Consider the following 26,684-nt stretch of genomic DNA (forward strand, 5'->3'; position numbering starts at 1 on the left):
AGGTCGAGAGCTCGGGAGGGCGCGGGCGAGGACCCTCGTCCCCGGGATGATCCGAACGGCAGGTCCCAGCGGTCGTGCTGAAGGCACGGAAAGCCAGGTGGGCGCGGGTGGACCCAGGGTCCGCCGGAGGCCTGCTGCTCGTTTCGCCGGGGATGCCGCATCCTTGAGGGTGTGGAGTTCCTCGGGAACGAGTCGGTCGAGCGGAAGGGGAGGGCGCAGGGGATGAGTGCCGGCGCACCTGCTCATAACGCTTCGGTGCACAACAACGGGCGCGGTGCCGCGGAGCCGGCGGCCGCAAGGCACCATGGACCGATGCGCGACGACGAGGCGGCCCATGCCCAGGGCGCGATCGGTGCGCTCGTCCACCGCGCCGTCGACGGGGACGAGCAGGCGACGCACGACCTGCTCGCCCATGTCCACCCCCTGGCCCTGCGCTACTGCCGCACCCGGCTGTCCCGTCTCCCGGGCGACGCCCGGCACTTCGTGGAGGACCTCGCCCAGGAGGTCTGCGTGGCGGTACTCCTCGCGCTGCCCCGCTACCGGGACACCGGGCGCCCCTTCGAGGCGTTCGTCTTCGCCATCGCCGCCCACAAGGTCGCCGACCTGCAGCGCGCGGCGATGCGTCACCCCGGCTCGACGGCCATCCCCTCCGACGAGATGCCCGAGCGCCCGGACGACTCGCTGGGTCCCGAGGAGCGCGCCCTGCTCAGCAGCGACGCGGAATGGGCCAAGAAACTCCTGGCCAACCTTCCCGAGAACCAGCGGGAGCTGCTGCTGCTGCGCATCGCGGTGGGGCTCACGGCCGAGGAGACCGGCCAGATGTTGGGAATGTCACCCGGTGCGGTCCGGGTGGCTCAGCACAGGGCACTGAGCCGGCTGCGAGCGCTGGCCGAGCAGTAGCCCTGCTGGAACAGACCCCCCTGTTGAACAGGCGGTGCGCCGCTTCCGTACGAACATACGAAGCCCGGAGTCGGGCGGAACCGTGGAATGAGACAGCCGCGCTGGCCGTTAGCATGGACATCCGCACCGATCAAGGCCATTTGGGGAAGGTGTCATGACTGCCAACGTCGACGGAGTGCCCGGGAAATTCGCGACACTCGGGCTGACCTACGACGACGTGCTGCTGCTGCCGGGTGCATCCGAGGTGCTCCCCAACGCGGTCGACACCTCGTCCCGCATCTCCCGCAACGTCCGGGTCAACATCCCGCTGCTGTCCGCGGCGATGGACAAGGTGACCGAGTCCCGCATGGCGATCGCGATGGCCCGCCAGGGCGGCGTCGGCGTGCTGCACCGCAACCTCTCCGTCGAGGACCAGGTCAACCAGGTCGACCTGGTGAAGCGCTCCGAGTCCGGCATGGTCACCGACCCGATCACGGTGCACCCCGACGCGACGCTGGGCGAGGCCGACGCCCTGTGCGCCAAGTTCCGCATCAGCGGCGTCCCCGTCACCGACGGCAACAAGAAGCTGCTCGGCATCGTCACCAACCGCGACATGGCCTTCGAGACCGACCGCACGCGTCAGGTGCGCGAGGTCATGACCCCGATGCCGCTGGTCACCGGCAAGGTCGGCATCTCCGGCACCGACGCCATGGAGCTGCTGCGCCGCCACAAGATCGAGAAGCTTCCGCTGGTCGACGACGCGGGTGTCCTCAAGGGCCTCATCACGGTCAAGGACTTCGTCAAGGCCGAGCAGTACCCCAACGCGGCGAAGGACGCCGAGGGCCGGCTGCTCGTCGGTGCGGCCGTGGGCGCCAGCCCGGAGGCCCTGGAGCGCGCCCAGGCGCTCGCCGGTGCCGGTGTGGACTTCCTGGTCGTCGACACCTCGCACGGCCACAACAGCAACGCGCTCAGCTGGATGGCGAAGATCAAGTCGAGCGTGGGCGTCGACGTGATCGGCGGCAACGTCGCCACCCGTGACGGCGCTCAGGCGCTGATCGACGCCGGTGTCGACGGCATCAAGGTGGGCGTGGGCCCCGGCTCGATCTGCACCACCCGCGTCGTCGCCGGTATCGGTGTCCCGCAGGTCACGGCCATCTACGAGGCGTCCCTCGCGGCCCGTCCGGCGGGCATCCCGCTGATCGGCGACGGCGGCTTGCAGTACTCCGGCGACATCGGCAAGGCCCTGGCCGCCGGCGCCGACACGGTGATGCTGGGCAGCCTCCTCGCGGGCTGTGAGGAGTCCCCGGGCGAGCTTCAGTTCATCAACGGCAAGCAGTTCAAGTCGTACCGCGGCATGGGCTCGCTCGGTGCGATGCAGTCCCGCGGCCAGGCCAAGTCGTACTCCAAGGACCGCTACTTCCAGGGCGAGGTCGGCTCCGACGACAAGCTCGTGCCCGAGGGCATCGAGGGCCAGGTGCCCTACCGCGGCCCGCTGGCCAACGTCCTGCACCAGCTCGTCGGCGGTCTGCGCCAGACGATGGGCTACGTGGGCGCCGCCTCCATCGACGAGATGGAGACCAAGGGCCGCTTCGTCCGGATCACCTCAGCGGGACTCAAGGAGAGCCACCCGCACGACATCCAGATGACGGTCGAAGCGCCGAACTACAGCCGCAACAAGTAGCGGCCAGGCCTTCCGAGGGCGGCTCCGGAGCATCCGGGGCCGCCCTCGTCGTGCCCGTCGGCGATACTGGAAGACGCTGCACCGCATCAGGGAAAGGCCACAGACGTGACTGAGATCGAGATCGGGCGCGGCAAGCGCGGCCGCCGGGCGTACGCCTTCGACGACATCGCCGTCGTCCCCAGCCGCCGTACGCGGGACCCGAAGGAGGTCTCGATCGCCTGGCAGATCGACGCCTACCGCTTCGAGCTGCCCTTCCTGGCCGCCCCCATGGACTCGGTCGTCTCCCCGGCCACCGCGATCCGCATCGGCGAGCTCGGCGGCCTCGGCGTGCTGAACCTCGAGGGCCTGTGGACGCGCTACGAGGACCCGCAGCCGCTGCTCGACGAGATCGCCGGGCTGGACTCGGAGACCGCGACCCGCCGTCTGCAGGAGATCTACGCGGCTCCCATCAAGGAGGAGCTGATCGGGCAGCGCATCAAGGAGGTGCGCGACTCCGGCGTCGTCACCGCCGCCGCGCTCTCCCCGCAGCGCACCGCCCAGTTCTCCAAGGCCGTCGTGGACGCGGGCGTGGACATCTTCGTCATCCGCGGTACGACGGTCTCGGCGGAGCACGTCTCCGGTGCGCACGAGCCGCTGAACCTGAAGCAGTTCATCTACGAGCTGGACGTCCCGGTGATCGTCGGCGGCTGCGCCACGTACACGGCGGCCCTGCACCTGATGCGCACCGGCGCGGCCGGTGTGCTGGTCGGCTTCGGCGGCGGCGCGGCCCACACCACGCGCAACGTGCTCGGCATCCAGGTCCCCATGGCGACGGCGGTCGCCGACGTGGCCGCCGCGCGCCGTGACTACATGGACGAGTCGGGCGGCCGGTACGTGCACGTGATCGCGGACGGCGGTGTCGGCTGGTCCGGCGACCTGCCCAAGGCGATCGCCTGCGGCGCGGACGCGGTCATGATGGGTTCCCCGCTGGCCCGTGCCACGGACGGCCCGGGCCAGGGCCACCACTGGGGCATGGAGGCCGTGAACGAGGAACTGCCGCGCGGCAAGAAGGTCGCCCTCGGCACGGTCGGCACCCTCGAGGAGATCCTCACGGGCCCGTCCCACACGCCGGACGGCTCGATGAACCTCTTCGGTGCCCTGCGCCGCGCCATGTCCACGACCGGCTACAGCGAGCTCAAGGAGTTCCAGCGCGTCGAGGTGACGGTGGCGGACTCGCAGCACCGTCGGTAGCCGGCAGGCCTGGGAAGGGCCGGTCACCCCACCCGGGGTGACCGGCCCTTCCGCATGCCGGGAGGCGCCTGGTCCCTCACAACCGGTGCGCCGCTCCCGTGGGCGCCGCGCCCCGCGTGTCGAGCAGCAGCTGGGCCTTCACCGACAGGCCCTGGAGGTCATACGTGCGGTGCTGCTGGAGCAGGATGGTCAGGTCCGCGTCGGATGCCGCCTCGTAGAGGGAGTCGGCGCGGGGGATGGGCCGGTCGAGGACGCTCCAGGCGGGGACGTGCGGGTCGTGGTAGCTGACCGAGGCGCCCAGTTCCATCAGGCGCAGGGCGATCTCCTGGGCGGGGGTGGCCTGGAGGTCTGCGAGGTCGGGCTTGTAGGTGACGCCGAGGAGGAGCACGCGGGCGCCCCGGGCGGACTTGCCGTGTTCGTTGAGGAGCGTGGCGGCGCGCTGGACGACGTAGCCCGGCATGCGGCTGTTGACCTCCTGGGCCAGTTCCACCATGCGCAGGCCGCGGCCGCCGCCGGCGGTCATGTCCTGGGGGACGGAGTGGCCGCCGACGCCGGGGCCCGGACGGAAGGCCTGGAAGCCGAACGGCTTGGTCTCCGCGCAGCGGATGACGTCCCAGAGGTCGACGCCCAGGTCGTTGCAGAGGACGGCCATCTCGTTGACGAGGGCGATGTTCACATGCCGGTAGTTGGTCTCCAGCAACTGCACGGTCTCCGCTTCGCGGGGGCCACGCGCGCGTACCACCTTGTCGGTCAGCCGTGCGTAGAACGCGGCGGCCGACTCGGTGCAGGCCGGGGTGAGGCCGCCGATGACCTTGGGGGTGGTGGCGGGCGTGACGTCGCGGTTGCCCGGGTCGACGCGGCTGGGGGAGTACGCGAGGTGGAAGTCGCGGCCCGCGCGCAGACCGGAGCCCTCTTCGAGGAGCGGACGCAGGAATTCCTCTGTCGTCCCCGGGTACACAGGTGACTCCAGGATCACTGTGGTGTGCGGGCGCAGGTGGGCGGCCAGGGTGCGGGCGGCTGCCTCCAGCTGGCTCAGGTCGAGCCCGCCGTCCGCTCCCCGCGGGGTCGGCGCGCAGATGACCGCGGTGCGCACTCGGCCGAGTTCGGCCGGGTCGGTGGTCGGCCGGAAGCCCCCCGAGAGCATCCGGCGCAGTTCGGCGGGGCTGAGCGAGCCCGCCTCGGGTCCGGTCCGGTAGCCGATGGTGGGGACGCCGGCGGCGACGGCGGCCTGGGCCAGGGGCAGGCCGTACGGGCCGAGTCCGATGACGGCGAGATCTGCGGGCATGGCGTGGCCGTCCTTCCCGATAGCCGAAGTGGGACAGGTACGCAAGCCCTGTGGACAGGACGGGCGAGCGCAATGTCAGACTAGGAGTAAATATGACCGATATGCGGGATTGCCTGGCCGAGTTTCGGTGAGTGTTCCGTGAGCGTTGTCCACAGGCTGCGGGCCCGTGGTGGCTGAAGTCGGGCAACCCGGTCAGAATCTGGGCAGGGGGATACGGACGGGGCCTCATCCGACGGGTGCGGCCGGCGCGACCGATGAGCGGGAGGCAGCGGTGAGGACAGCGACACTCGGACCGGCGCAGCGCGCCGAGTCACTTGCATCCATGGCCGAGCGCGAGCTGGACGTGCTGGTCGTGGGTGCGGGCGTGGTCGGTGCGGGCACCGCGCTCGACGCCGTGACTCGGGGCCTGTCCACAGGCCTGGTCGAGGCGCGTGACTGGGCGTCCGGCACCTCCAGCCGGTCCAGCAAGCTCATCCACGGTGGCCTGCGCTATCTGGAGATGCTCGACTTCGCACTCGTGCGCGAGGCCCTGAAGGAGCGCGGCCTGCTGCTGGAGCGGCTCGCCCCGCATCTGGTGAAGCCCGTGCCGTTCCTGTACCCCTTGCAGCACAAGGGCTGGGAGCGGCTGTACGCGGGCTCGGGCGTCGCCATGTACGACGCCATGTCCATGGCCCGCAGTCACGGCCGGGGCCTGCCGATGCACCGCCACCTGACGCGTTCTCACGCCCTGCGCGTGGCCCCTTGCTTGAAGAAGGACGCCCTGGTCGGGGCGTTGCAGTACTACGACGCGCAGATGGACGACGCGCGGTACGTGGCGAACCTGGTGCGTACGGCGGTGGCGTACGGCGCGAAGGCGGCCAACCGCGCGCGGGTGACGGGCTTCCTGCGCGAGGGCGAGCGGGTCGTCGGCGCGCGGGTGCAGGACGTCGAGGCGGGCGGCGAGTACGAGATCCGCGCCAAGCAGGTGGTCAACGCGACCGGCGTGTGGACGGACGACACCCAGGCGATGGTCGGGGAGCGCGGCCAGTTCCACGTCCGGGCGTCCAAGGGCATCCACCTGGTCGTGCCGCGCGACCGGATCCACTCCACGACCGGGCTGATCCTGCGCACGGAGAAGTCCGTGCTGTTCGTCATCCCCTGGGGCCGGCACTGGATCGTCGGCACCACGGACACCGACTGGGACCTCGACAAGGCCCACCCCGCCGCGTCCAGCGCGGACATCGACTACCTGCTGGACCATGTGAACTCGGTGCTCGCGGTGCCCCTCACCAGGGACGACGTCCAGGGCGTGTACGCGGGCCTGCGGCCGCTGCTCGCGGGTGAGTCCGACGCGACCAGCAAGCTGTCGCGCGAGCACACCGTGGCGCATCCGGTGCCCGGGCTGGTCGTCGTGGCGGGCGGCAAGTACACGACGTACCGGGTCATGGCCAAGGACGCGGTGGACGCGGCGGTGCACGGGCTCGACATGCGCGTCGCCGAGTGCGTCACCGAGGACGTGCCGCTGCTGGGCGCCGAGGGCTACCGGGCGCTGTGGAACGCGCGGGCGCGGATCGCCGCCCGGACCGGACTCCATGTGGTGCGGGTCGAGCACCTGCTGAACCGCTACGGGGCCATGACCGAGGAGCTTCTCGAGCTCATCGCCGAGGACCCGTCGCTGGGCGAGCCCCTGGCCGCGGCCGACGACTATCTGCGCGCCGAGATCGTCTACGCGGCCTCCCACGAGGGGGCGCGGCACCTGGACGACGTGCTGACCCGGCGGACGCGCATCTCGATCGAGACCTTCGACCGGGGCGCCCGCAGCGCACGCGACGCCGCGCAGCTGATGGCGTCGGTGCTCGGCTGGGACAAGGACCAGATCGAGCGCGAGGTCGAGCACTACCAGAAGCGGGTGGAGGCCGAGCGGGAGTCGCAGCGGCAGCCGGACGACCTGACGGCGGACGCGGCGCGGCTGGGGGCGCCGGACATCGTGCCGCTGTGACTGTGCCGCTGTGGCCGGGCCGCGGTGACCCGCCGGGTGGAGGGGCCGCGGTGACGGCCGTGGTGATGCCGTCGTGGACGTGCTGCCCGGCGTGCTCGGGCCGGAAGGGCAGGGGCGGTCCGTTCGGGGTTCCTCCAAGCGTGCCGGACATCACCCGAACGAGTGTCGGCAAGCGGGATCTTCGTTCGGAGCCGGGTCGTTCTAGGAGGTGCGGGGGCAGAACTCGGCGGCGAGCAACGCGGGTTCGAGACCGGGGTCTGCGATCGCGTCCGTGTTCACGCGGAAGGTGAGGACACGCCGGCCGCCGACGGTGGCTGCGGTGCGCACGTAGCTGCCGGATATGTGCCCGTTGTGCCCCCACACCGTCGTGCCGCACGGAAGTTTCTCGGGAAACAGCCCCATGCCGTACGCGCCGTGTGCGGCACGGGTGTCGAGCATCTCGCGCAGCCGGCGCGGGGGCAGCAGCCGGCCGCCGAGCAGGGCCGCGTAGAAGCGGTCCAGATCGGCGAGTGTGGTCACCAGCTCGCCCGCGGCTCCGGCCACCCGCGGGTCGAGTTCGGTGACGTCGGTTCCGTCGGCGGCGTAGGCGCGGCCGTGGGGAGAGGGCAGCGAGGAGCGGGATCCGGGGAAGGAGGTGCCCGTCAGACGCAGGGGAGTGATGATGCGGCGCTCGGCCTCGGTTGCGTACGAGCGGCCGGTGACCTGCTGGATGACCAGGCCGAGCAGGACGTAGTTGGTGTTCGAGTAGGAGAAGCGGCCGCGTTCGGCCGGAGGGTGGGTGAGAGCGAGGTTCAGGGCCTGACGGGGTGTGACGGGTGCGGCTCCGTCGGTGTCCGCGGCGAAGTCGCGCAGGCCGCTGGTGTGGGTGAGCAGGGAGCGCAGGGTCAGCGCGCGGCCGTCGTTGCCGGCTCCGCGCACCAGGCCCGGCAGGTGCTGCTCCACCGAGTCGGACAGCGACAGCCGGTGCTCGGCGGCCAGTTGCAGCACGACCGTCGAGATGAACGACTTCGTGATGCTGCCGGCGCGGAAATGGTCCGACCGGGCGATTCCCGGCCCGGCTCCGGCATAGCGGGTGGTGGTGCCCTCCCGGGCCAGCAGGGCCGCGGCCGGGGCTCGGCCCTGCATCACCAGCAGCGGCAGCACGGCGTCGGTGGGCGGCATCGAGAGAGCCGACGAGTCGGCCGGGGGCAGACCGAACAGGGCGGCGGCCAGCGGTAGCGCCAGCAATGTCCGAAACGGCGGCATGCGGGCTCCTCCCAGGTCAGGGCCCATCATGCAAGGCCGGGTGCGGTGTGCCGCACCCGGGTTCCCGGGAGGCGGGCCCGCGGGCGCCCGCCAGGGGGCCCCTGGGCGCCGGGCACTTGTCGGGTGAGAGACAATGGAGGCTCTGTCAGGGCGGGTTGTATGAGGGGACGCATGTCGGAGGCGGAGCGGGCGGGCACATCTCGTCAGGACACTCGTCAGGACAACAGGGAGCGTCTCCTCGCGGGGCGTTACCGGCTGGGCAAAGTGCTCGGCCGCGGAGGCATGGGCACCGTGTGGCGGGCCCAGGACGAAACCCTCGGGCGGACGGTCGCCGTCAAGGAGCTGCGGTTCCCGTCCAACATCGACGAGGAGGAGAAGCGGCGGCTGATCACGCGGACGCTGCGCGAGGCCAAGGCGATCGCGCGGATCCGCAACAACAGCGCCGTGACGGTCTTCGACGTCGTCCAGGAGGACGACCGGCCCTGGATCGTGATGGAGCTCGTTGAGGGCAAGTCGCTCGCCGAGGTCATCCGGGAGGACGGCCTCCTCGAGCCGAAGCGTGCCGCCGAGGTGGGGCTCGCCGTTCTCGACGTGCTGCGCTCCGCCCACCGCGAGGGCATCCTGCACCGCGACGTGAAGCCGTCGAACGTGCTGATCGCCGAGGACGGCCGGGTCGTGCTCACCGACTTCGGTATCGCCCAGGTCGAGGGCGACCCGTCCATCACCTCGACCGGCATGCTCGTCGGCGCGCCCTCCTACATCTCCCCGGAGCGGGCGCGCGGGCACAAGCCGGGCCCGGCCGCCGACCTGTGGTCGCTCGGCGGCCTGCTGTACGCGTCGGTGGAGGGCGCGCCGCCGTACGACAAGGGGTCGGCCATAGCGACCCTCACGGCCGTGATGACCGAGCCGCTGGAGGAGCCGAAGAACGCGGGTCCGCTGAAGGACGTCATCCACGGGCTGCTCACCAAGGACCCCGCGCAGCGGCTCGACGTCGCGGGTGCCCGGGCGATGCTGAACTCGGTGCTGCACGCGCCCGAGACGGCCGAGCCGGAGCCGATGGACGCGACGAAGGTCGTGCCGCTGCCGGCACAGCCGGACAGGTCCTCGCGCAAGGGGAGTTCGCAGGGGGCCGGGGGCAAGCGGGGCGAGGAGGCCGGGGAGCGGTTGCGCGGGGCGCTGCGTTCCGTGCGCAAGGCCGCTGCGGGATCGGGTGCTGCGGGAGCGGCTGCTGCCGGAGGGGCTGCTGCGGGAGGGGCCGCCGCTTCCGCCAAGTCCGATTCCGGAAAGGCTTCTTCCGGCACGGCGGGCACGGCTTCTTCGGCGTCGGACAGCGGTGCGGGCCGGAGCGGGGCCGCGGGTGCGTCCGGGGCGAAGTCGGGCTCGGAGGCTGTCGTCGGCGCCGGTGAGCGGAGTGGATCGGAGGCGAAGACGGCGTCCGGGGGGCGGAGTTCGGGGTGGCCCGTCATGCCGCCGCCGGACCTGCCGCCGAGGCCCGTGCCCCGGGCGCCGCTCACCGACGTGGTGCCGCGGCGGACCCTGATGATCATCGCGGTGGTCGTGGCGCTCGCCGTGATCGGCACCGTGCTCGCCATCGCGCTCAGCGGTGACGACAAGGGCTCGGAGGGGGCCTCCGGCGAGGGCGGCGGGAAGGCCGTCGCCACCGCGCCGAGCAGCCCCGACACCAAGGGCGACAAGAGCGACGGCACGCGCACGGACGGCGCGGAGAAGCAGCCCGGGTCGTCCGGTTCCGCCTCGAACAGCACGCCGGACGGGCAGTCGAGCGGTTCGTCGAACGAGGGCGGCTCCGGCGGGAAGGGCACCGCGGCGGAGTCGACTCACCAGGGGAACCAGGGGTACTCGATCGGTCTGCCGAAGGGCTGGAAGTACCAGTCCACGGGTGCGGCGGGCGACCGCTTCACCGGGCCCGACGGGCAGAAGCTGCTCATCGCCTGGACGTCCACGCCCAAGGGCGACCCGGTGGCGGACTGGAAGAGCCAGGAGCGCTACATGCAGCGCGCCCAGTACAAGAAGATCCGTATAGAGAAGGTGGACTACCGCGGCTGGAACACGGCCGACTGGGAGTTCACCTACACGGACGGTGGCACCAAGTACCGGACCATCGACCGGGGTTTCGTGGTCGACGACCAGCAGGGATACGCGCTGATGTACACCGCGAAGGCGGCCGACTGGGGCGGCGAGTCGCGCAAGGAGACGTGGCGGACGCTGACCAAGACCTTCGAACCCAAGTCCTGAGCATGGGGCGCCCCGGGTTTGGGGAGTGAGATCTGGCATCCCCGCATTGCGGGTTGCCTGCGGCACGTATCGTAAATGTTTGCGGACCGTGCGCAGCCGAAACGGACCGTGGGGCGAGCGGATGTGACCGACCGGGCTGCCGGGGGAGGCAACGTGGACGACTACGCGGGCCGGGTACTGGCCGACCGCTACCGCCTGCCGCTGCCGCCGTCCGACGAGTACGAACTCACCGAGACCCGGGCCTTCGACACCTACAGCGGACAGGAAGTCCTGGTCCGCCAGGTGCCGTTGCCCGAGGTGGTCGAGGCCGAGGTCCTCGACGCGGAGGGGCTGCCCGACGGTTTCACGGCACGTGACGGCGGGGCGCGGCGGTCCGGCGTCCGTGCGGGCACCCGGCGGCCCACGGATCCGGTGGTGCGGCGCGCGGTGGAGGCGGCGCAGGCCACCGCGGCCATTCCCGACCACCCCCGACTCGACCAGGTCTTCGACGTGTTCGCCGAAGGCGGTTCGCTGTGGATCGTCAGTGAGCTGGTGGCCGCGCGCCCGCTGGCGGCGCTGCTCGCCGAGAAGCCGCTGACGCCGTACCGGGCGGCCGAGGTGGCCTCCGACGTGCTGATGGCCCTCCGGGTGCTGCATGCGCACGGCTGGGTGCACCGGAACATCACCGCGCGGACGGTGCTGGTCTGCGACGACGGCCGGGTGATGCTGACCGGGCTGGCGGTCGGCGCGGCGGAAGAGGCGCTGTGCGGGTACGACCCGGTTCCGGAAACGGCGTTCGAGGAGTCCGGGCAGCGGCCGGGGCAGGAGGGCGGAGGTGCCGGGCCGGTCCATGGCGCCGGTCGTCCGGGGGGTTCCGGGCCGGCCGGTGGCATCGGCGGCGCGGGTGATCCCGAGGCCGCCCGGCGCGCTGCCATAGAGGCCCGGGAGGCCAGGGGACTGCCCTCGGCGGGGGGCGAGACGGCCGGCGGCGGTCCGATCGTGCCGGCGCGCGGGCCGGTGGAGGAGAGCGGGGACCCGCGGGCGGCGCGTGCCGGGGCGATCGCGGCCTACCGGGCCGGTGCCCGGGCTGCCGCGCGGGTGCAGGAGGCGCAGCAGGGCGGGCGGGCGGCACTGCCCGGAGCCCGCTCCGCCCCGGACGGCGGGACCGCGCCCTACGGCAACGGGTCGGCGCCGTCGCCGTACATCCCCGGGCAGGGCACCGCCCCCGGGGCCGTACCGCCCGGGCGGATCGCCGACCCCTACGGTGTGGGCGGCAGTCCACGGTCGACCGCCTGGCATGGTGCGGCGCCCCGCGGCACGACCGGCGGGGCGCCGGCGCCGCAGGGCCGGGAGCAGGCGGCTCTCCCTCCGGCCTCGGACACCGCGGCCCACGGCGAGCCCGCCCGGTGGGACGACCTGGTCGCCGACACCCCCGCACCCCGGCGCGGTCCGGCCACGGCGCTGGCCGCCGAGCGGGCGCGGCAGGCGCGGATGGCCGTGGTGGGGCCCGTGACCGAGCGCTGGGCGCCCGAGCAGGCCGGACCCGTGCACGAGAACTGGCAGTTGGCCGCGCCGATCGGGCCCGCGACCGACCTGTGGGCGCTCGGCGCGCTGCTCTTCAGGGCCGTGCAGGGGCATGCGCCCTACCCGGAGGAGTCGACGGCCGAGCTGGTGCAGATGGTGTGCGCGGAGCCGCCCGCCTATGCCGAGGAGTGCGGGCCGCTGCGGCCGGTCGTGGAGTCGCTGCTGCGTCAGGACCCCACCGAGCGCCTCGACTTCGAGGAAGTGCGCGGCTGGCTGCGTTCGCTGGTGCGCTCGGCACCCGAGCCGGAGGCCGGGGTGCACGTCGTCCCGGCGCCGCCCGTGGACGCCGGCCGGCTGCCCGTCGTACGGCGCCGGGGCGAGCTCGTGCGCAGGCGGAAGGCCGGGCTGCCCGCGCACCACGGGCGGCACAAGCGGGCCAAGAAGGAGTCCGGTTCGCCGCGCCGCCTCGGCCGCACCCTGCTCCTGCTGGTCCTGCTCGCGATGGCCGCGGCGATCGCCTACGCCATGCTCTTCATGCCCAAGTCGGGGACCGAGGGCGCGGACGGGTCGGACCGGACCGGTGCCGCCGGTGAGGTCAGCCAGGCGCCCGAGCCGGACGCCAGCAGCGAGCCCCGGCCCGACCAGACCTCGCCCGAGCCGGACAAGAGCCCGTCGTCGTCGGCCGGGACCACCGAGACCCAGACCACCGGCCCCGATGTCGCCGACGGCTTCACCCTGCGCAAGGACTCGGCGGGCTTCCAGGTCGCCGTGGCCAAGGGCTGGGACCGCGCCGCGCGGAACGGCAGCGGCCAGGTCGTCTACTCCAAGGGCGACTTCGAGCTCATCGTCGTGGCGGGCCGGGACAGCGCGTCGGAGTACGGCAGTGACCCGATGGCCTACCAGCGGGAGAGGGAGCGCGAGTTGCAGCCGTACCGTGACTCCAGCTGGGCCACCTCCACCGGGCTGAAGACGATCGAGGTGGGCGGACGGACCATGGCCGAGGGGCAGTTCACCTGGACCGGCGCCGACGGGGGCGAGCTGTACGTCCGCAACCTCGCGATGCTGGTCGACGGGCGCTACCACGTGGTCCAGGTGCGCGGTCCGGAGTCCGACCGGGACGAGGTGACGCGGCTGTACGAGCAGGCGGCCGCGACGTACAAGGCGACGGGGTGAGCGACCGGCGCGCCGCCTGTACGCCGCAGTTCACACTCTGGTTGCCTGCCGTCCCGGCAGGCGACAACCGTCACAGTGCGGTCACCGTGGTACCCCGCTTGTTCCCTGGGTGAGGGCGGGTCCTTACGCTGACCCTGTCAAGACCATTGCGGGGCAACGTGAATCAGATGCAGGGCCTGCTCGTCGCGGGCCGCTACCGGCTGGCCGAATCCATCGGCAGTGGCGGCATGGGCCGAGTCTGGCATGCGCATGACGAGGTGCTGCACCGGTCGGTCGCCATCAAGGAGTTGACGGCCGCCCTCTACGTCTCCGAGAGCGAGCAGGCGATCCTGCTGGCGCGCACCCGCGCGGAGGCCAGGGCAGCCGCGCGGATCAACCACTCCGCCGTCGTCACCGTGCACGACGTACTGGAGCACGACGGCCGCCCGTGGATCGTGATGGAGCTGGTCGAGGGCCGCTCCCTGGCCGACGCGGTCAAGGAGGAGGGGCGCGTCGAGCCGCGCGAGGCGGCGCGCATCGGCCTCTGGGTGCTGCGGGCCCTGCGCGCCGCGCACACCGCCGGCGTCCTGCACCGCGACATCAAGCCGGGCAACGTCCTCCTCAGCCGCGACGGACGCGTGCTGCTCACGGACTTCGGCATCGCCCAGATCGAGGGCGACACGACCATCACGCGCACCGGAGAGGTCGTCGGCTCGGTCGACTACCTGGCGCCCGAGCGGGTGCGCGGCCACGACCCCGGCCCGTCCTCCGACCTGTGGGCGCTCGGTGCGACGCTCTACACGGCGGTGGAGGGCCGGTCGCCGTTCCGCCGCACCACCCCGCTGACCACCATGCAGGCCGTGGTCGAGGAGGAGGCCGCCGAGCTCCGGCACGCCGGTGCGCTCACGCCCGTCATCACGGCCCTGCTGCGCAAGGATCCCGGCACCCGGCCCGACGCGTCCGAGGCCGAGCAGATGCTCGCCGAGGCGGCGGAGGGGCGGCGGCCGAACAGGGCGCAGGCGTATGTGCCGACGCAGTACGGGGGGACGACGCCGTACCGGGACGCCCACAGCGGTACGGGCACGGGGGCGGCGACCACGGGGACCTCCGGCAGCGGACAGGCCGGCAGCGGACAGGCCGGCACCGGCTCGGGGTCGCACACCGGGACACCGCTCCCGCCGCTGGCGGGCGCCCCGGCCACCGGGACGTCCACGGCCGGTACCGCGCCCTACGGCCCCACCGGGGCCGGCCCGATGGCGACGGGCCCGCAGCCGACCGGTCCGGGCAGGCGCCGCCGCCTGCGCACCCTCGCCCTCGTCGTCGCGCTCGCGGCCATCATCGGCGGGGGCACGGCCGTGGTGCTCCAGCAGTGGAAGGGCGGTCAGGCGTCGCAGGGCGGATCCGGCGCGCCGACCTCCACGAGCACGGAGGCGCGCGGGGGATCGGTTCCGGTCAGCTGGACCCGCTACGACGATCCCGTCGGATTCAGCCTCTACCTGCCCAAAGGCTGGAAGCGCAAGCCCTTCGGCCCGCAGGGCGAGCTCAAGCAGATCGACTACACGCCGGACGGCGGACGGCACTTCGTCCGCATCGCCATCGACGAGTCACCGGACTTCGCCGACGCCAAGTCCCACCAGGAGGATCTCGAGCAGCAGCTCCAGGGGCTGGTCGACTACAAGCGGGTGACCATGGAGGAGAACACCTACCGGGACCGCAAGGGCTCGCTGTGGGAGTACACCTGGACCGCGCTCGCCAAGGATCCGCCCTACGTCGCCGGGCCGCGCCACGCCATCGAGGAGACGTACTTCTCGCGGGACGGCGTCGAGTACGCGATCTACATGTCCTCACCGGAGAAGGACTGGGCGACGTCGAGCCAGCAGTTCAAGTGGGTTCTGCAAGGCTGGCAGCAACCGCGGTAAGAACGAAGATCATCGTCCTGACCTGGGGGGTCGAAGGGCGGGCGTCGGGCGGCGACCGGATTTCGAGGGCGCGGACGACGGCTGCGGCATGATGGGACGCATGGGGACCGAGGGGGCCAACTTCCGTGTGGTCGCGGGGCGCTACCGCCTGGAGGCGAGGCTCGGTCGCGGCGGCATGGGCGTGGTCTGGCGGGCGACCGACCAGCTGCTCGGCCGGAGTGTGGCCGTCAAGGAGCTCCCCTATGACGAGACACTGTCCGCAGCGGAGGCGCGCCGGCAGCGGGACCGTACCTTGCGCGAGGCCCGGGCCGTCGCCCAGTTGAGCCACCCGCACGTCATCGTCGTCCACGATGTCATCGAGAACGACGAACGCCCCTACATCGTCATGGAGTTGATCGAGGGCGGCTCGCTCGCCGACCGGCTCGCCCACCGGGGCCCGGTCGACGCCGCCGAAGCGGCCCGTATCGGCATCGCCCTGCTCGGCGCGCTGGGCGCCGCGCACGCGGCCGGGGTGCTGCACCGCGACCTCAAGCCGGACAACGTGCTGCTGGAGGCCGGCACCGACCGGGTCGTCCTCACCGACTTCGGCATCGCCCAGGTCGCGGGCGCCCCCACGCTCACCGAGAACGGGGCCTTCGTCGGCTCGCCCGAGTACACCGCGCCCGAGCGGATGTCCGGGGTCAGGACCGGGCCCGAGTCCGACCTGTGGTCGCTGGGCGCGCTGCTGTGCGCGGCCCTCAGCGGGGAGTCGCCGTTCCATCGCGACTCGCTGGGCGGCGTCCTGCACGCGGTCGTCGTGGGCGATATCCAGCCGCCCGAGCAGGCCGGGCCGCTCCTGCCCGTCGTGCGCGGCCTGCTGGAGCGCGATCCGGACCGGCGGCTGGACGCGGGCCGGGCGGAGCGGATGCTCCGGGCCTTCCGCGACACCGGCCGCACACCGCCGTCGCCGCCGCCCGCGTACGCGCCGACGGTGGGGGCCGTACCGCGCCGGCGGCCGCAGGATCTCCCCGGCCGGCAACCGACCGTGCCGCCGGTGGACCTGCCCGGTCCGGAGCAGCGGGAGGAACCCTTCCTCCGGCAGCCCACGCGGCGCGTGCTCATCGCGGCGCTGCTGGTCGCCGCGATGGCGGGAGCGGGGGTGTCCGCGGCTGCGCTGCTCAGGGAGGAGAGCACCGGGGACGGCGGACCCACGCCGAAGAGTTCGGCACCGACGGCGCCGAAGACGCCGGCGACCCGGCAGGCCTCCCCGACCACGCCCGCGCCCACCCCGTGACTCCGCGAGCCCCGTATCGCCACAAAAGGGGAGAACGTCCCCCCTGCGAAGTCACGGGTCTGTGACCGGCTCGCGTCCTTTGTGGATCCACGAGCGGTTGGCGCGATATGGATGAACCCATGAGCGACAACGGGGGAGCCCGATCCGGGGCCGACGAGCCGACGAGTTTTGTACTGCAACCGCCGAATCGGCAAGCGCCGGTGCCGGGCAATCCCTATGCGGCGCCGGTCGCGTCACCCACCCAGGTCGTGCCGTCCCAGCCGGCCCGGGCAACCGAGAGCCCGGGCGCCGGGCGGCTCATCGCCGGGCGCTACCGGCTGCTGGCCAAGCTCGGGCACGGCGGCATGGGCACGGTGTGGCGGGCCAAGGACGAGACGGTGGACCGGGAGGTCGCCGTCAAGGAGCCCCGTGTCCCGGATCATCTTCCCGAACGCGAACGTGCCAACGCCTTCGAGCGGATGCGCCGCGAGGCCCGTGCGGCGGCCCGGCTCGACCATCCGGCCGTCGTCGACGTGCACGACGTCGCGGTCGTGGAGGACCAGCCGTGGATCGTGATGGAGCTGGTGCGGGGCCGCTCGCTGGGTGACGCGCTGCAGGAGGGCACCCTGTCCGCGCGCGAGGCCGCCCGGATCGGCCTGGAGGTGCTCGGCGCGCTGGAGGCCGCGCACGCGGCGGGCATCCTGCACCGTGATGTGAAACCGGACAACGTGCTGCTCGGCCGGTACGACCGGGTCGTCCTCACGGACTTCGGGATCGCCCAGATCGAGGGCGAGACCAACCTGACCGACACCGGCGGCTTCGTCGGCTCGCCCGAGTACATCGCGCCCGAGCGCGTGCTGGGGCAGCGCCCCGGCCCGGCCAGCGACCTGTGGTCCCTCGGCGTGGTGCTGTACGCGGCGACCGAGGGCGTCTCGCCGTTCCGCCGCAGCAACACCCCCGCCACGCTCCAGTCCGTCCTCAACGCCACGCCCGCGCCGCCCGCCTCCGCCCAGGGCCCGCTCGCCGAGGCCATCAACGGCCTGCTGGACAAGGACCCGGCCCGCCGCCCGAACGCCGCACAGGTCCGGGCCCTGCTGGAGTCGGCCGCGAACCCGCCGGTCGCGCAGCCCACACAGGTCGTGCGGGGCACGGGCCAGGGCGGTGGCGACCGGGGTGTCCGGCTCGGCCGCAGGGCGTGGATCGGACTGGGCGCGGCGGTCGTCGCGGCGGCTGTGGCGGCGTACCTGGTGATCGCGGACCCGTTCGCCGGGCCACTGCCCGAGGGCTGGAAGATCCGGCAGGAGAAGGACCTCGCCGCGTCGCTCGCCATCCCCGCGGAATACCAGCGGACCGTGCCCGACCGGAAGTCGGACGAGAAGCACTGGGTCACGTACACCGACTGGAGCGGCAGCATCTGGATCGGTCTGACCCTGGAGAAGAAGGCCGAGGACACCGGCGGCAACATCGCGGGCTCCGCGGCCGCCGAGATGTACGACGACGACACCCGGTTCAAGGAGAGAGGCAGTTACGAGCTGGACATGTCGGAGGGGCCCAAGAAGACGGGCCCCGAGGAGACCACGTACAGAGGCAAGAAGGCCGCCCGGAACACCGTCCCCTTCGAGACCACCGACAGCAAGAACCCCCGCCCTCGGGAGCTCCAGATCTTCTACTACCGGACCCCCGGCGGCGACATGTACAAACTCACCGTCAGCTACCCGGGCAAGAGCGACTTCACCGACCGCGGACGCGAGGTGGCGAGCACGGCGATCGCGAACCTGGACATCGACAAGACCTGATCCCGCTGGTTCAACGCCCCTGGAAACGACCCGCGTCGACAAGCGGCCGCCCCGCGGGGTACTGATGGGGCATGAGCAACGACGGGGGCGGGACGGACGACGCCCGGGGCCGGCTGGTCGGTGGGCGGTACCGGCTGACCGAGCGCATCGGCTCCGGCGGCACGGGCACCGTCTGGCGGGCCCACGACGAACTCGTGCAGCGTGAAGTCGCCGTCAGGCAACCCCGGTTGCCGGGCGGGCCGGACGACGACAGCCACCGGCGGGCCGCCCACCGGCTCCACCGGGAGGCCCGGGCCGCCGCCCGCGTCGACCATCGTGCCGCCGTCACCATCCACGACGTGGTCGTCGAGGCGGAGCGGCGGGACGAACGCCCGGGGCCCAAGGGGCCCGACGAGCTCGACGCGGCCGAGGCGCTGGACGGACTCCCGTGGATCGTCATGGAGTTGGTGCCCGGCGAGTCCCTGGACGAGACGCTCCGACGCGGCCCCGTCGACGTGCCCGAAGCCGCCCGGATCGGCCTCGCCGTGCTCGGTGCCCTGCGCGCCGCCCACTCCGTCGGCATCGTGCACCGGGGCGTGAAGCCCGCCAACGTGCTGCTCGGCCCGCACGGGCGCGTCGTCGTCACCGACTTCGGCATCGCCCATGTGCAGGGCGAGGGCTCCCTCGCCGCGAGCGGGGAGTCCGCCGCCGGCTCGCCGGAGTTCGTCGCCCCCGAGCGGATGTCCGGCCGTATCGCCGGGCCCGCCTCCGACCTGTGGTCGCTGGGTGTCCTGCTGTACGCGGCCGTCGAGGGCTCGTCCCCGTTCGTGCGGACCACGCCGGAGGCGACACTCGCCGCGGTCCTCGCCGCCGAGCCGCTCGAACCGACGCGGGCCGGCCCCCTCGGGCCCCTGATCGAACGGCTGCTGGTGCCGGACCCCGAACAGCGGCCGGACGCGGAGGAGGTCGCGAAGGAACTGGAGGCGGCGGCGGTCCCGACACGGCCCGAGCCACCGCAGGAGGCGGAACCCGTAGGGAAGCCGGACGACCAGACCGCACGACGACTCGGCCCGGTGCCGGCGGGGCAGTCCGGCCCGGTGCCTGACGCCGGCTCCGCCCCTGTGTCTGCCGGGCAGTGGGGCCCTGTGTCCAGTACTGGGTCCGGCCTCGTGTCTGCCGCACAGCCCGGCCTGGTGCCCGCCGCCCCGCCAACTCCCGCGTCTGCCGCGGAGTCCACCCCTGTGTCTGCCGCAGAGTCCGCTCCCGTCCCTGCCGGACAGTCGGGCCCGGTGTCCGCCCCCGAGGCCGCTGCCGTGCCCACCGCACACCCCGGCCCGGTGCCCGCCCCCGAGTCCGCTCCCGTGCCCACCGCACACCCCGGCCCGGTGTCCGCCCCCGAGGCCGCTGCCGTGCCCACCGCACACCCCGGCCCGGTGTCCGCCCCCGAGGCCGCTGCCGTGCCCACCGCACACCCCGGCCCGGTGTCCGCCCCCGAGGCCGCTCCCGTGCCCACCGCACACCCCACCCTCACCACCCCACCCACCCCCCTCCCGCAGCAAGACCCCGTACCCCCCAAACGCCAGAGCCTCCTCCGCCCCGGCCCCCTCGCCCTCCTCTCCGCGCTGCTCGCCGGTGGCATAGGGGCCGTCACCCAACTCGTCGACCCCAGCAGCGCGGAGAGCGCCGGTCAGGCCGCCGACGTGACCGACGCCTGGATTGCTCACCCCGAGCCGGACATGGCGGCCGTTCTCCACCTCCCGCGTCAGTACCGCCCACTCGGCCGGACCGGCAGCGCGAGCGACCAGCCCCGCACGGCGCTCTACGGCGACGAGCGGACCGGCACGATCGAGGTCCGCCTCCTCGCCTGGGACAAGGCCCCGGCCGCCTCCCCGATGGACCAGGCCAGGAAGGCGCACGACGCCGGGGGAGAAACGCGGTACACCCGCACCCGCGTCCAGGGCCACGAAGCCGCCCTCGCCGACACCGCCTACCACCGGGGCGAGACCCCCAGGCGGGTCATGCGGGTGGTCGTCCGCACCGACGACGACCGCATGTACGAACTGCGCGTCGACATGCCCAAGGGCACGCCGGAGGAGGAAGCGGGCGCCTCGGTGTTCGAGGGGGCCCGGGACCGGCTCGGGATCGTGAAAGTCTGAATAACACTCACCGGTCGCCGCACAACCTCCTGATCAGCGTGTTTGTTGCCAGCAGTCACTGGCGTCGTGTGTGCACTCGGTGAAGCCGTATTACCGACGGGTACCCAAAGCCTCCGTCGCGGCATACCCTGCGCCTCATGACGGACGCGCAGGCCGCCGAGAAGACGGCAGAGACCGGCCCGGCACAGACCGGTACGAACCCCCTCGCCCCCGCCCCGGAGGGCGCCCGCACCGCCGCGGACGTGGTCACGCCCGAGCTGGTCGCCCAGCTCACCAAGGGCGTCGTCGGCTCCGGCCGAACCGCCAACCACACGCCGTTCACCGGCGAGAAGCTGGCCGACCTCCCCGAAGCGACGCCCGAGGAGGTGGCCGCGGCGTTCGAACTGGCCCGCGCCGCCCAGGCCGTGTGGGCGCAGACTCCCGTACGGCAGCGCGCCGCCGTCCTGCTCCGGTTCCACGACCTGGTGCTGGAACGCCAGGCCGAGGTGCTCGACCTGATCCAGCTGGAGACCGGCAAGGCACGGCTGCACGCCCACGAGGAGGTCCAGGCCGTCGCGGTCGCCGCCCGGCACTACGGCCGCAAGGCCCCCGCCTACCTCCGGCCGAAGCGGCACGCCGGCGCCATGCCGACCCTCACCAAGGTCACCGAACTGCGCCACCCGCGTGGCGTCGTCGGCCAGATAGCCCCCTGGAACTACCCCTTGGAGCTGTCGGTCGGTGACGCGCTCCCGGCCTTCGTCGCGGGCAACGCGGTCGTCATGAAGCCGGACACCGAGACCTGCCTGACCGCCCTGTGGGCCCGTGACCTACTCGTCGAGGCCGGCCTGCCCGCCGACGTCTTCCAGGTCGTCCTCGGCGACGGCCCGGTCGTCGGCCCGGAGGTCGTCCGGCACGCCGACTACGTCTCCTTCACCGGCTCCACCCGCACCGGCCGCGAGGTCGCGCAGGGTGCCGCCGCCCGGCTGGTGGGCGTCTCCCTCGAACTCGGCGGCAAGAACGCCATGCTGGTGCTGGAGGACGCCGACATCGAGAAGGCCGCGGCCGGCGCCGTCCGCGCCTGCTTCTCCTCCGCCGGCCAGCTCTGCATCTCCATCGAGCGGCTCTACGTCCACGAGTCGATCGCGGACGCCTTCCTGGAGCGCTTCGCCGCCCGGACGAAGGCGATGCGCCTCGGCACGTCCCTGGCGTACGGCGCCGACATGGGCTCCCTGGTCGGCGAGCGTCAGCTCGAGACGGTCACGCGGCACGTGGAGGAGGCCGTCGCCAAGGGCGCGAAGGTCGTCGCGGGCGGTGTGGCCCGCCCCGACATCGGCCCGTACTTCTTCGAGCCCACGATCCTCGACGGCGTCGCCACGGGCATGTCCGTCTGCGGGGAGGAGACCTTCGGCCCGGTCGTCTCCGTCTACCGCTTCAAGGACGAGGACGAGGTGATCGAGCGCGCCAACGCGACGGCGTACGGCCTGAACTCCTCGGTCTGGACGAGGAGCGGCCGCCGCGGCCAGGAGGTCGCCGCCCGGCTGCGCACCGGCACGGTCAACATCAACGAGGGCTACGCCCCCGCCTACGGCAGCGTCCAGTCCCCCATGGGCGGCATGAAGGACTCCGGCCTCGGCCGCCGCCACGGCTCCGAGGGCATCCTCAAGTACACCGAGGCCCAGACGGTCGCCCACCAGCGCGTGCTCCCGATGGCCCCCTCGCTGGGCATGGACGACGAGAAGTACGCCCAGTTCATGAGCCGCAGTCTCCGCCTGATGAAGGCGTTCAGGTTCCAGTAGACGACCCGCTTCTCAGGGGCGCGGGGAACCGCGCGCTCCACCACCGACGGCCCGCACGGACACTCAAAGGGGAGACGGCACGTGCCCAAGGATGCTTACGACTACGACGTCATCGTCGTGGGTTCCGGCTTCGGCGGCTCGGTGACCGCCCTGCGCCTCACAGAAAAGGGCTACACGGTAGGCGTCCTGGAAGCCGGCCGCCGTTTCACCCGCGAGACCCTCCCCAAGAACTCCTGGGACCTCAAGAACTACCTGTGGGCCCCGAAACTCGGCATGTACGGCATCCAGCGCATCCATCTGCTGGGCAACGTCATGGTCCTGGCGGGCGCGGGCGTCGGCGGCGGTTCCCTCAACTACGCCAACACCCTCTACGTCCCGCCGAAGCCGTTCTTCGAGGACCCCCAGTGGCGTGACATCACCGACTGGCAGGACGAGCTGAAGCCGTACTACGACCAGGCCCGGCGCATGCTCGGCGTACGGCTCAACCCGACCATGACCCCTTCCGACGTCCACCTGAAGGCCGCGGCGGAGCGGATGGGCTGTGGCGACTCCTTCCACATGGCCCCGGTCGGCGTCTTCTTCGGCGACGGTGAGGACGCCGACGGCACGGCGAAGGCGAAGCCGGGCCAGGAGGTGCCCGACCCGTACTTCGGCGGCGCGGGCCCGTCCCGCAGGGCCTGCGCGGAGTGCGGCGAGTGCATGACCGGCTGCCGCCACGGCGCGAAGAACACCCTCAACGAGAACTACCTGCACCTCGCCGAGAAGGCCGGCGCGGTCGTCCACCCCATGACGACGGTCGTCTCGGTCACCGACGACTCGCGCGGCGGCTACGCCGTCGCCACCCTGCCCACCGACGACCGCGGCAAGAAGAAGGGCCGCACCTACACGGCCCGCCGGGTCGTCCTCGCCGCCGGCACCTACGGCACCCAGACCCTGCTGCACCGCATGAAGGCGGGCGGCCGGCTGCCGCACCTCTCGGACAAGCTGGGTGAGCTGACCCGCACCAACTCCGAGGCCCTGGTCGGCGCCCAGACCGACGACCGGCGCTACCGCAAGGCGCACGGCGTGCCGAAGGCCGACTTCACGCGGGGCGTGGCCATCACGTCCTCGATCCACCCCGACGCCAACACCCACATCGAGCCGGTCCGCTACGGCAAGGGCTCCAACTCGATGGGCGGCCTGTCCATCCTCCAGGTCCCCTACGCCGGGACGAACTCGGGCACGTCACGGGTCCTGGGCTTCCTCGCCCACGCGGCGAAACACCCCTTGCTGGTGCTGCGCTCCCTGTCCAACCGCCGCTGGTCGGAGCGGACCATCATCGGCCTGGTGATGCAGTCGCTGGACAACTCCCTGACGACGTACGTGAAACCGTCGGGTGTCGGCCGCGGCCTGCTCACCGCCCGCCAGGGCCACGGTGCCCCCAACCCCAAGCAGATCAAGGCCGCGACGGAGAGCGCGTCGGCACTCGCCGCCGAGATCAACGGCTTCGCGGGCTCCAACGTCGGCGAGCTGATGGGCACCCCGCTCACCGCCCACTTCCTGGGCGGCTGCCCCATCGGCGACTCCCGTGAGTCCGGCGTGATCGACCCGTACCACCGCCTCTACGGCCACCCCGGCATCTCGGTCGTCGACGGCGCCGCGGTCTCCGCCAACCTGGGCGTCAACCCGTCCCTCACCATCACCGCCCAGGCCGAGCGGGCGATGTCGTACTGGCCCAACAGGGGCGAGCCCGACCCGCGTCCGCAGCAGGGCACGGCCTACGAGCGTCTCCAGCCGGTCGAGCCGAAGTCCCCGGCGGTCCCGGCGGACGCCTTCGGCGCGCTGCGGCTGCCGTTCCTCGGGATGCCGGCGGTGCCGCCGAAGAACTGAGCGACAGCGGGATACAGAAAGCGACAGCGGGATACAGAAAAGGGACCTGCGCCCCCCTCCGAGCGCAGGTCCCTCTTCTGTTCGGTGCCGCGGCCTGTCGGCCGCTACGGCTTACGCCTGCACGCCGGCCTTGCGGCGACGGACCACGAAGATCGCACCGGCACCGGCGACGACCGCGGCACCGCCGACCAGGCTGATCATCGGCAGGGCGGAGCTGGAGCCGGTCTCGGCGAGGTTGCCCTCGACCTCGATCGGCTTGGCCTCACCCTGGGGCTTGATGTCCTTCGGCGGCTTCTGACCAGACGGCTTGGAGTCGTCCACATCGCCCGGGTTGGAGCCCGGCTTGAGGATCTGGAACGGGTAGACGTCGCCGTTCTCGAAGCAGTCGCCTTCGGCTTCGTAACCGCCGAGAGCAATAGCCAGGCTCTCACCTGCGGGTGCACCGGCGTCGATCTTCAGCCGCAGGTCGATCGTGACCTTCTGGCCGGCGTCGAGCGGGAACTCACCGTAGAAGAAGCCGTTGTTGATGCCGGTGTCCGCGAAGTCGTTGGTCCACTTGCCCGTGCTCGGGTTGCGGTACTCGAAGTGCGCGTACTTGTCGAAGAGCTGGCTCTCCCCGGAGTCCAGGTCAGATGCGGAAAGCGCGGTGGCCATGACCTGCAGGCTCTCGATGTCCGTCTGGCCGGTGTTCTTGACGTTGAACTCGAACGTCTTCCAGCCGCTGCCCGCGACGATCTTCTCCGGGAAGCCGGAGAGGCCCACGGAAATGCTTGCCTCTTCGCAGTCCGGGAACTCCTCGTCGTCACCGTCTGCGGGCCCGCTCGGAGTGGCGGAGGCAGACGCCGAAGGACTGGCCGACGTCGACGCGCTGGCCGACGCGGACGCGGTCGCCTCGGGAGCGGACTCGCTCACGGACGTGCTCGGAGCCGGCGTCGTCTCGGCGGGCGTGGACTCGGTCGCCGAAGGCGAGGCCGACGTCTCGGGAGCGGACTCGCTCACGGACGTGCTCGGCGTAGGCGTGGTTTCGTCGGTCGCGTACGCGGCCGGTGCCGCGAGCAGTGCCACCGGGGCTATGACCGCCGTAGCGGCCGCTGCTGCCATGGCGCGGCGAAGCTTCATGAAGACCTCGGAGAGTCCGGCGTACCGCGGGCTGCGGTACGAACGTTGGGGGAGGCCTCCGCGTGTGGGGCGCGGGAGTGGCCCTTGGTTCGCATGTTTGATCCGTGAAACCTGTGAATGGTTGTACTGGCATTCACAGAATCCTTATGTGGGCTGAGTCACATCCATGACCTTCTTGTGAAGGCGCTTTCCACCCGCTTAGATCTTGACTTCGTGTCAGAAAAGCCGTCCGACGATCAGCCGTCGGCCTCGCAGATCCCCGACGACGTGTGGGAACAGTTCACCCGCGACACCGAACGGGACATCCGTTCCTCCGCCCCGAAGGAGCCGTCCGCGCGGGCCCGTATGGTGACCGAGCGGCTGCGCGAGCAGGACGCCCGGGGCGAGTCGCCGCCCGGGTGGCGCACCGGACCCGCGTGGCAGGAGATGAACGGCCGGGCGGCGCGGCGCCGCAAGCTGTGGGCGATCCTCGGCGTGCTCGTCACCGCGGCCGTCGCGCTGGTGGCCCTGAAGCCGTCGCTGCTGCCGGGTGACCCTTTCGACACCGGGGGGTCGCGGGCCGCCGAGGCCTCACCGCTGCCCGACGAGACGGCGCCGCCCACCGCCGCGCCCGAAGCGTCGGACCCCGAAATCCCCACCCTGGACAGGCCCTTCGCCGGCTCTCCGGCCGAGCGCTGGGCCGACGGCGAGGCCGGCATCGTCCCGCCGAAGGCGAAAGCCGTCGGCGCGGTCTCCGCGGACCGGGTGGAACAGGCGCTGAAGCTGACGAAGAAGCTGCTGGTGGGGGCCAACCTCGACCCGAAGACCCTGCGCGGCGCACGCCCCGGGGCCGCGCTCTCCGTGCTCGACCCCAAGCAGCCCGAACTGCTCGACGACCTCGACGCCGGCCTGCGCTCCCCGAGCGAGAAGCACGACCCGGTGACGCTGTTCAGCCGCTTCGACCCCGACGAGGTGCGGCCGGCCGGCGACGTGATCAAGACCCGGGGGCACATGACGTTCAAGAAGGGCACGCAGGGGGGCGTGGCTGTGCGCGCCGACTACACCTTCGTCTACCCCGTCGTCCGGGCGGACGGCCCCACCGAGGTCACCCGCACCATCGTGCGCCGAGTCCTCGACGTCGAACTCGCCGACCCCGGCCGCTACCAGGTCACCCCCGGCCGCCTGCTCCTCATGAACTACGACCAGGAGATAGGCAACTCCTCCTGCTTCGTCAACGACGGCTACCTGCATCCGGAGTTCTCGTCGAGCAGGTCCGCGGGCCCGGACCCGAGCGGCCCGGCGACGGACCCGTACGACCGGAGCAGGGAGCTCCAACGCGGCGACGGCGGCGACTGCGGGACGGTGACCCGCACCTGAGCAGAGCGAAGGACCCCGCGGGGTGGAGCCGCGGGGTCCTTCTTCTCGTCAGCACCGACGTCAGGGCAGCGCCGGTGCCTGGAAGCGGCGCCGGGGGGTAGCGCCACTGGTCTGTACCTCTGGAAGTGCGGCAATGCGGGTGCCCGCGGGGGGACTTGGGCTGTGTACGCATCGTGCTGGATGAACGCGGAGCCCGCAACCGTTTGACCCAGACTTGTGCATTTATGCAAGGTCCGCCGGTCGGCCCCGGGCGTCCC

The 26,684-nt window shown here is 72.3% G+C and carries 16 protein-coding genes; 13 read left to right on the forward strand and 3 right to left on the reverse strand.

The genetic code is table 11. From position 1 onward, the window contains the following. Positions 1-312 precede the first annotated feature (312 nt). The 3 genes from G3I77_RS20135 to G3I77_RS20145 all read left to right on the forward strand — a co-directional run bounded on the left by G3I77_RS20135 (position 313) and on the right by G3I77_RS20145 (position 3,790). Positions 313-900, forward strand: a complete 588-nt coding sequence (locus tag G3I77_RS20135) for a sigma-70 family RNA polymerase sigma factor (protein ID WP_248505684.1) — start codon at positions 313-315, stop codon at positions 898-900. A gap of 154 nt (positions 901-1,054) precedes the next feature. Then, entirely contained in the window at positions 1,055-2,560 is a 1,506-nt protein-coding gene (guaB, locus tag G3I77_RS20140; RefSeq protein ID WP_248505685.1) for an IMP dehydrogenase, read from the forward strand. A 105-nt stretch (positions 2,561-2,665) separates the two neighbouring features. Further along, positions 2,666-3,790 carry a GuaB3 family IMP dehydrogenase-related protein gene (locus tag G3I77_RS20145; RefSeq protein WP_248505688.1) on the forward strand — a complete coding sequence of 375 codons (1,125 nt, stop codon included), beginning with the start codon at positions 2,666-2,668 and terminating at the stop codon, positions 3,788-3,790. A 76-nt stretch (positions 3,791-3,866) separates the two neighbouring features. On the opposite strand, the gene G3I77_RS20150 is transcribed toward G3I77_RS20145, so the two are convergent. Next, positions 3,867-5,075 carry a nucleotide sugar dehydrogenase gene (locus tag G3I77_RS20150; RefSeq protein ID WP_248505690.1) on the reverse strand — a complete coding sequence of 403 codons (1,209 nt, stop codon included), beginning with the start codon at positions 5,073-5,075 and terminating at the stop codon, positions 3,867-3,869. Between the two features lie 271 nt (positions 5,076-5,346). On the opposite strand from G3I77_RS20150, the gene G3I77_RS20155 reads away from it, so the two are divergent. Continuing rightward, on the forward strand, positions 5,347-7,053 hold the full coding sequence (locus tag G3I77_RS20155) for a glycerol-3-phosphate dehydrogenase/oxidase (RefSeq protein ID WP_248505693.1): 1,707 nt from the start codon (positions 5,347-5,349) through the stop codon (positions 7,051-7,053). Between the two features lie 201 nt (positions 7,054-7,254). On the opposite strand, the gene G3I77_RS20160 is transcribed toward G3I77_RS20155, so the two are convergent. Continuing rightward, positions 7,255-8,298, reverse strand: coding sequence for a serine hydrolase (locus G3I77_RS20160; protein WP_248505696.1), 1,044 nt, complete (start codon positions 8,296-8,298; stop codon positions 7,255-7,257). 171 nt (positions 8,299-8,469) lie between these two features. Between G3I77_RS20160 and G3I77_RS20165 the strand changes: the two genes are divergently transcribed. The 8 genes from G3I77_RS20165 (at position 8,470) to G3I77_RS20200 (ending at position 23,952) form a co-directional block, all read left to right on the forward strand. Next, a complete protein-coding gene (locus G3I77_RS20165) occupies positions 8,470-10,551 on the forward strand; it encodes a serine/threonine-protein kinase (RefSeq protein ID WP_248505698.1) in 2,082 nt (693 codons plus the stop codon). Positions 10,552-10,704: 153 nt separating this feature from the next. Beyond that, positions 10,705-13,227 (forward strand): protein kinase, encoded by a 2,523-nt coding sequence (locus tag G3I77_RS20170; protein WP_248505700.1) that lies wholly within the window; start codon positions 10,705-10,707, stop codon positions 13,225-13,227. Between the two features lie 167 nt (positions 13,228-13,394). Continuing rightward, the gene (locus G3I77_RS20175) at positions 13,395-15,125 is read left to right on the forward strand and encodes a serine/threonine-protein kinase (protein ID WP_248505786.1); all 1,731 of its coding nucleotides are present in this window, start codon (positions 13,395-13,397) and stop codon (positions 15,123-15,125) included. A 100-nt stretch (positions 15,126-15,225) separates the two neighbouring features. Then, positions 15,226-16,398: a serine/threonine-protein kinase gene (locus G3I77_RS20180; protein ID WP_248505702.1), complete on the forward strand. Its 1,173-nt coding sequence runs from the start codon at positions 15,226-15,228 to the stop codon at positions 16,396-16,398. 119 nt (positions 16,399-16,517) lie between these two features. Then, positions 16,518-18,173, forward strand: a complete 1,656-nt coding sequence (locus tag G3I77_RS20185) for a serine/threonine-protein kinase (RefSeq protein WP_248505704.1) — start codon at positions 16,518-16,520, stop codon at positions 18,171-18,173. 71 nt (positions 18,174-18,244) lie between these two features. Beyond that, positions 18,245-20,308 carry a serine/threonine-protein kinase gene (locus tag G3I77_RS20190; protein WP_248505707.1) on the forward strand — a complete coding sequence of 688 codons (2,064 nt, stop codon included), beginning with the start codon at positions 18,245-18,247 and terminating at the stop codon, positions 20,306-20,308. Positions 20,309-20,445: 137 nt separating this feature from the next. Further along, positions 20,446-22,083 carry a succinic semialdehyde dehydrogenase gene (locus tag G3I77_RS20195; RefSeq protein ID WP_248505709.1) on the forward strand — a complete coding sequence of 546 codons (1,638 nt, stop codon included), beginning with the start codon at positions 20,446-20,448 and terminating at the stop codon, positions 22,081-22,083. Between the two features lie 81 nt (positions 22,084-22,164). Then, positions 22,165-23,952, forward strand: a complete 1,788-nt coding sequence (locus tag G3I77_RS20200; RefSeq protein WP_248505711.1) for a GMC family oxidoreductase — start codon at positions 22,165-22,167, stop codon at positions 23,950-23,952. A gap of 111 nt (positions 23,953-24,063) precedes the next feature. Here G3I77_RS20200 and G3I77_RS20205 read toward each other — a convergent pair whose 3' ends face one another. After that, positions 24,064-25,071, reverse strand: coding sequence for an LAETG motif-containing sortase-dependent surface protein (locus G3I77_RS20205; protein ID WP_248505713.1), 1,008 nt, complete (start codon positions 25,069-25,071; stop codon positions 24,064-24,066). Between the two features lie 213 nt (positions 25,072-25,284). Here G3I77_RS20205 and G3I77_RS20210 point away from each other — a divergent pair, with 213 nt between their 5' ends. Next, the gene (locus G3I77_RS20210) at positions 25,285-26,427 is read left to right on the forward strand and encodes a hypothetical protein (RefSeq protein ID WP_248505715.1); all 1,143 of its coding nucleotides are present in this window, start codon (positions 25,285-25,287) and stop codon (positions 26,425-26,427) included. Positions 26,428-26,684 lie beyond the last annotated feature (257 nt).

The sequence above is a fragment of the Streptomyces sp. D2-8 genome, from assembly GCF_023184515.1.
In the GTDB taxonomy this organism is placed as follows: domain Bacteria; phylum Actinomycetota; class Actinomycetes; order Streptomycetales; family Streptomycetaceae; genus Streptomyces.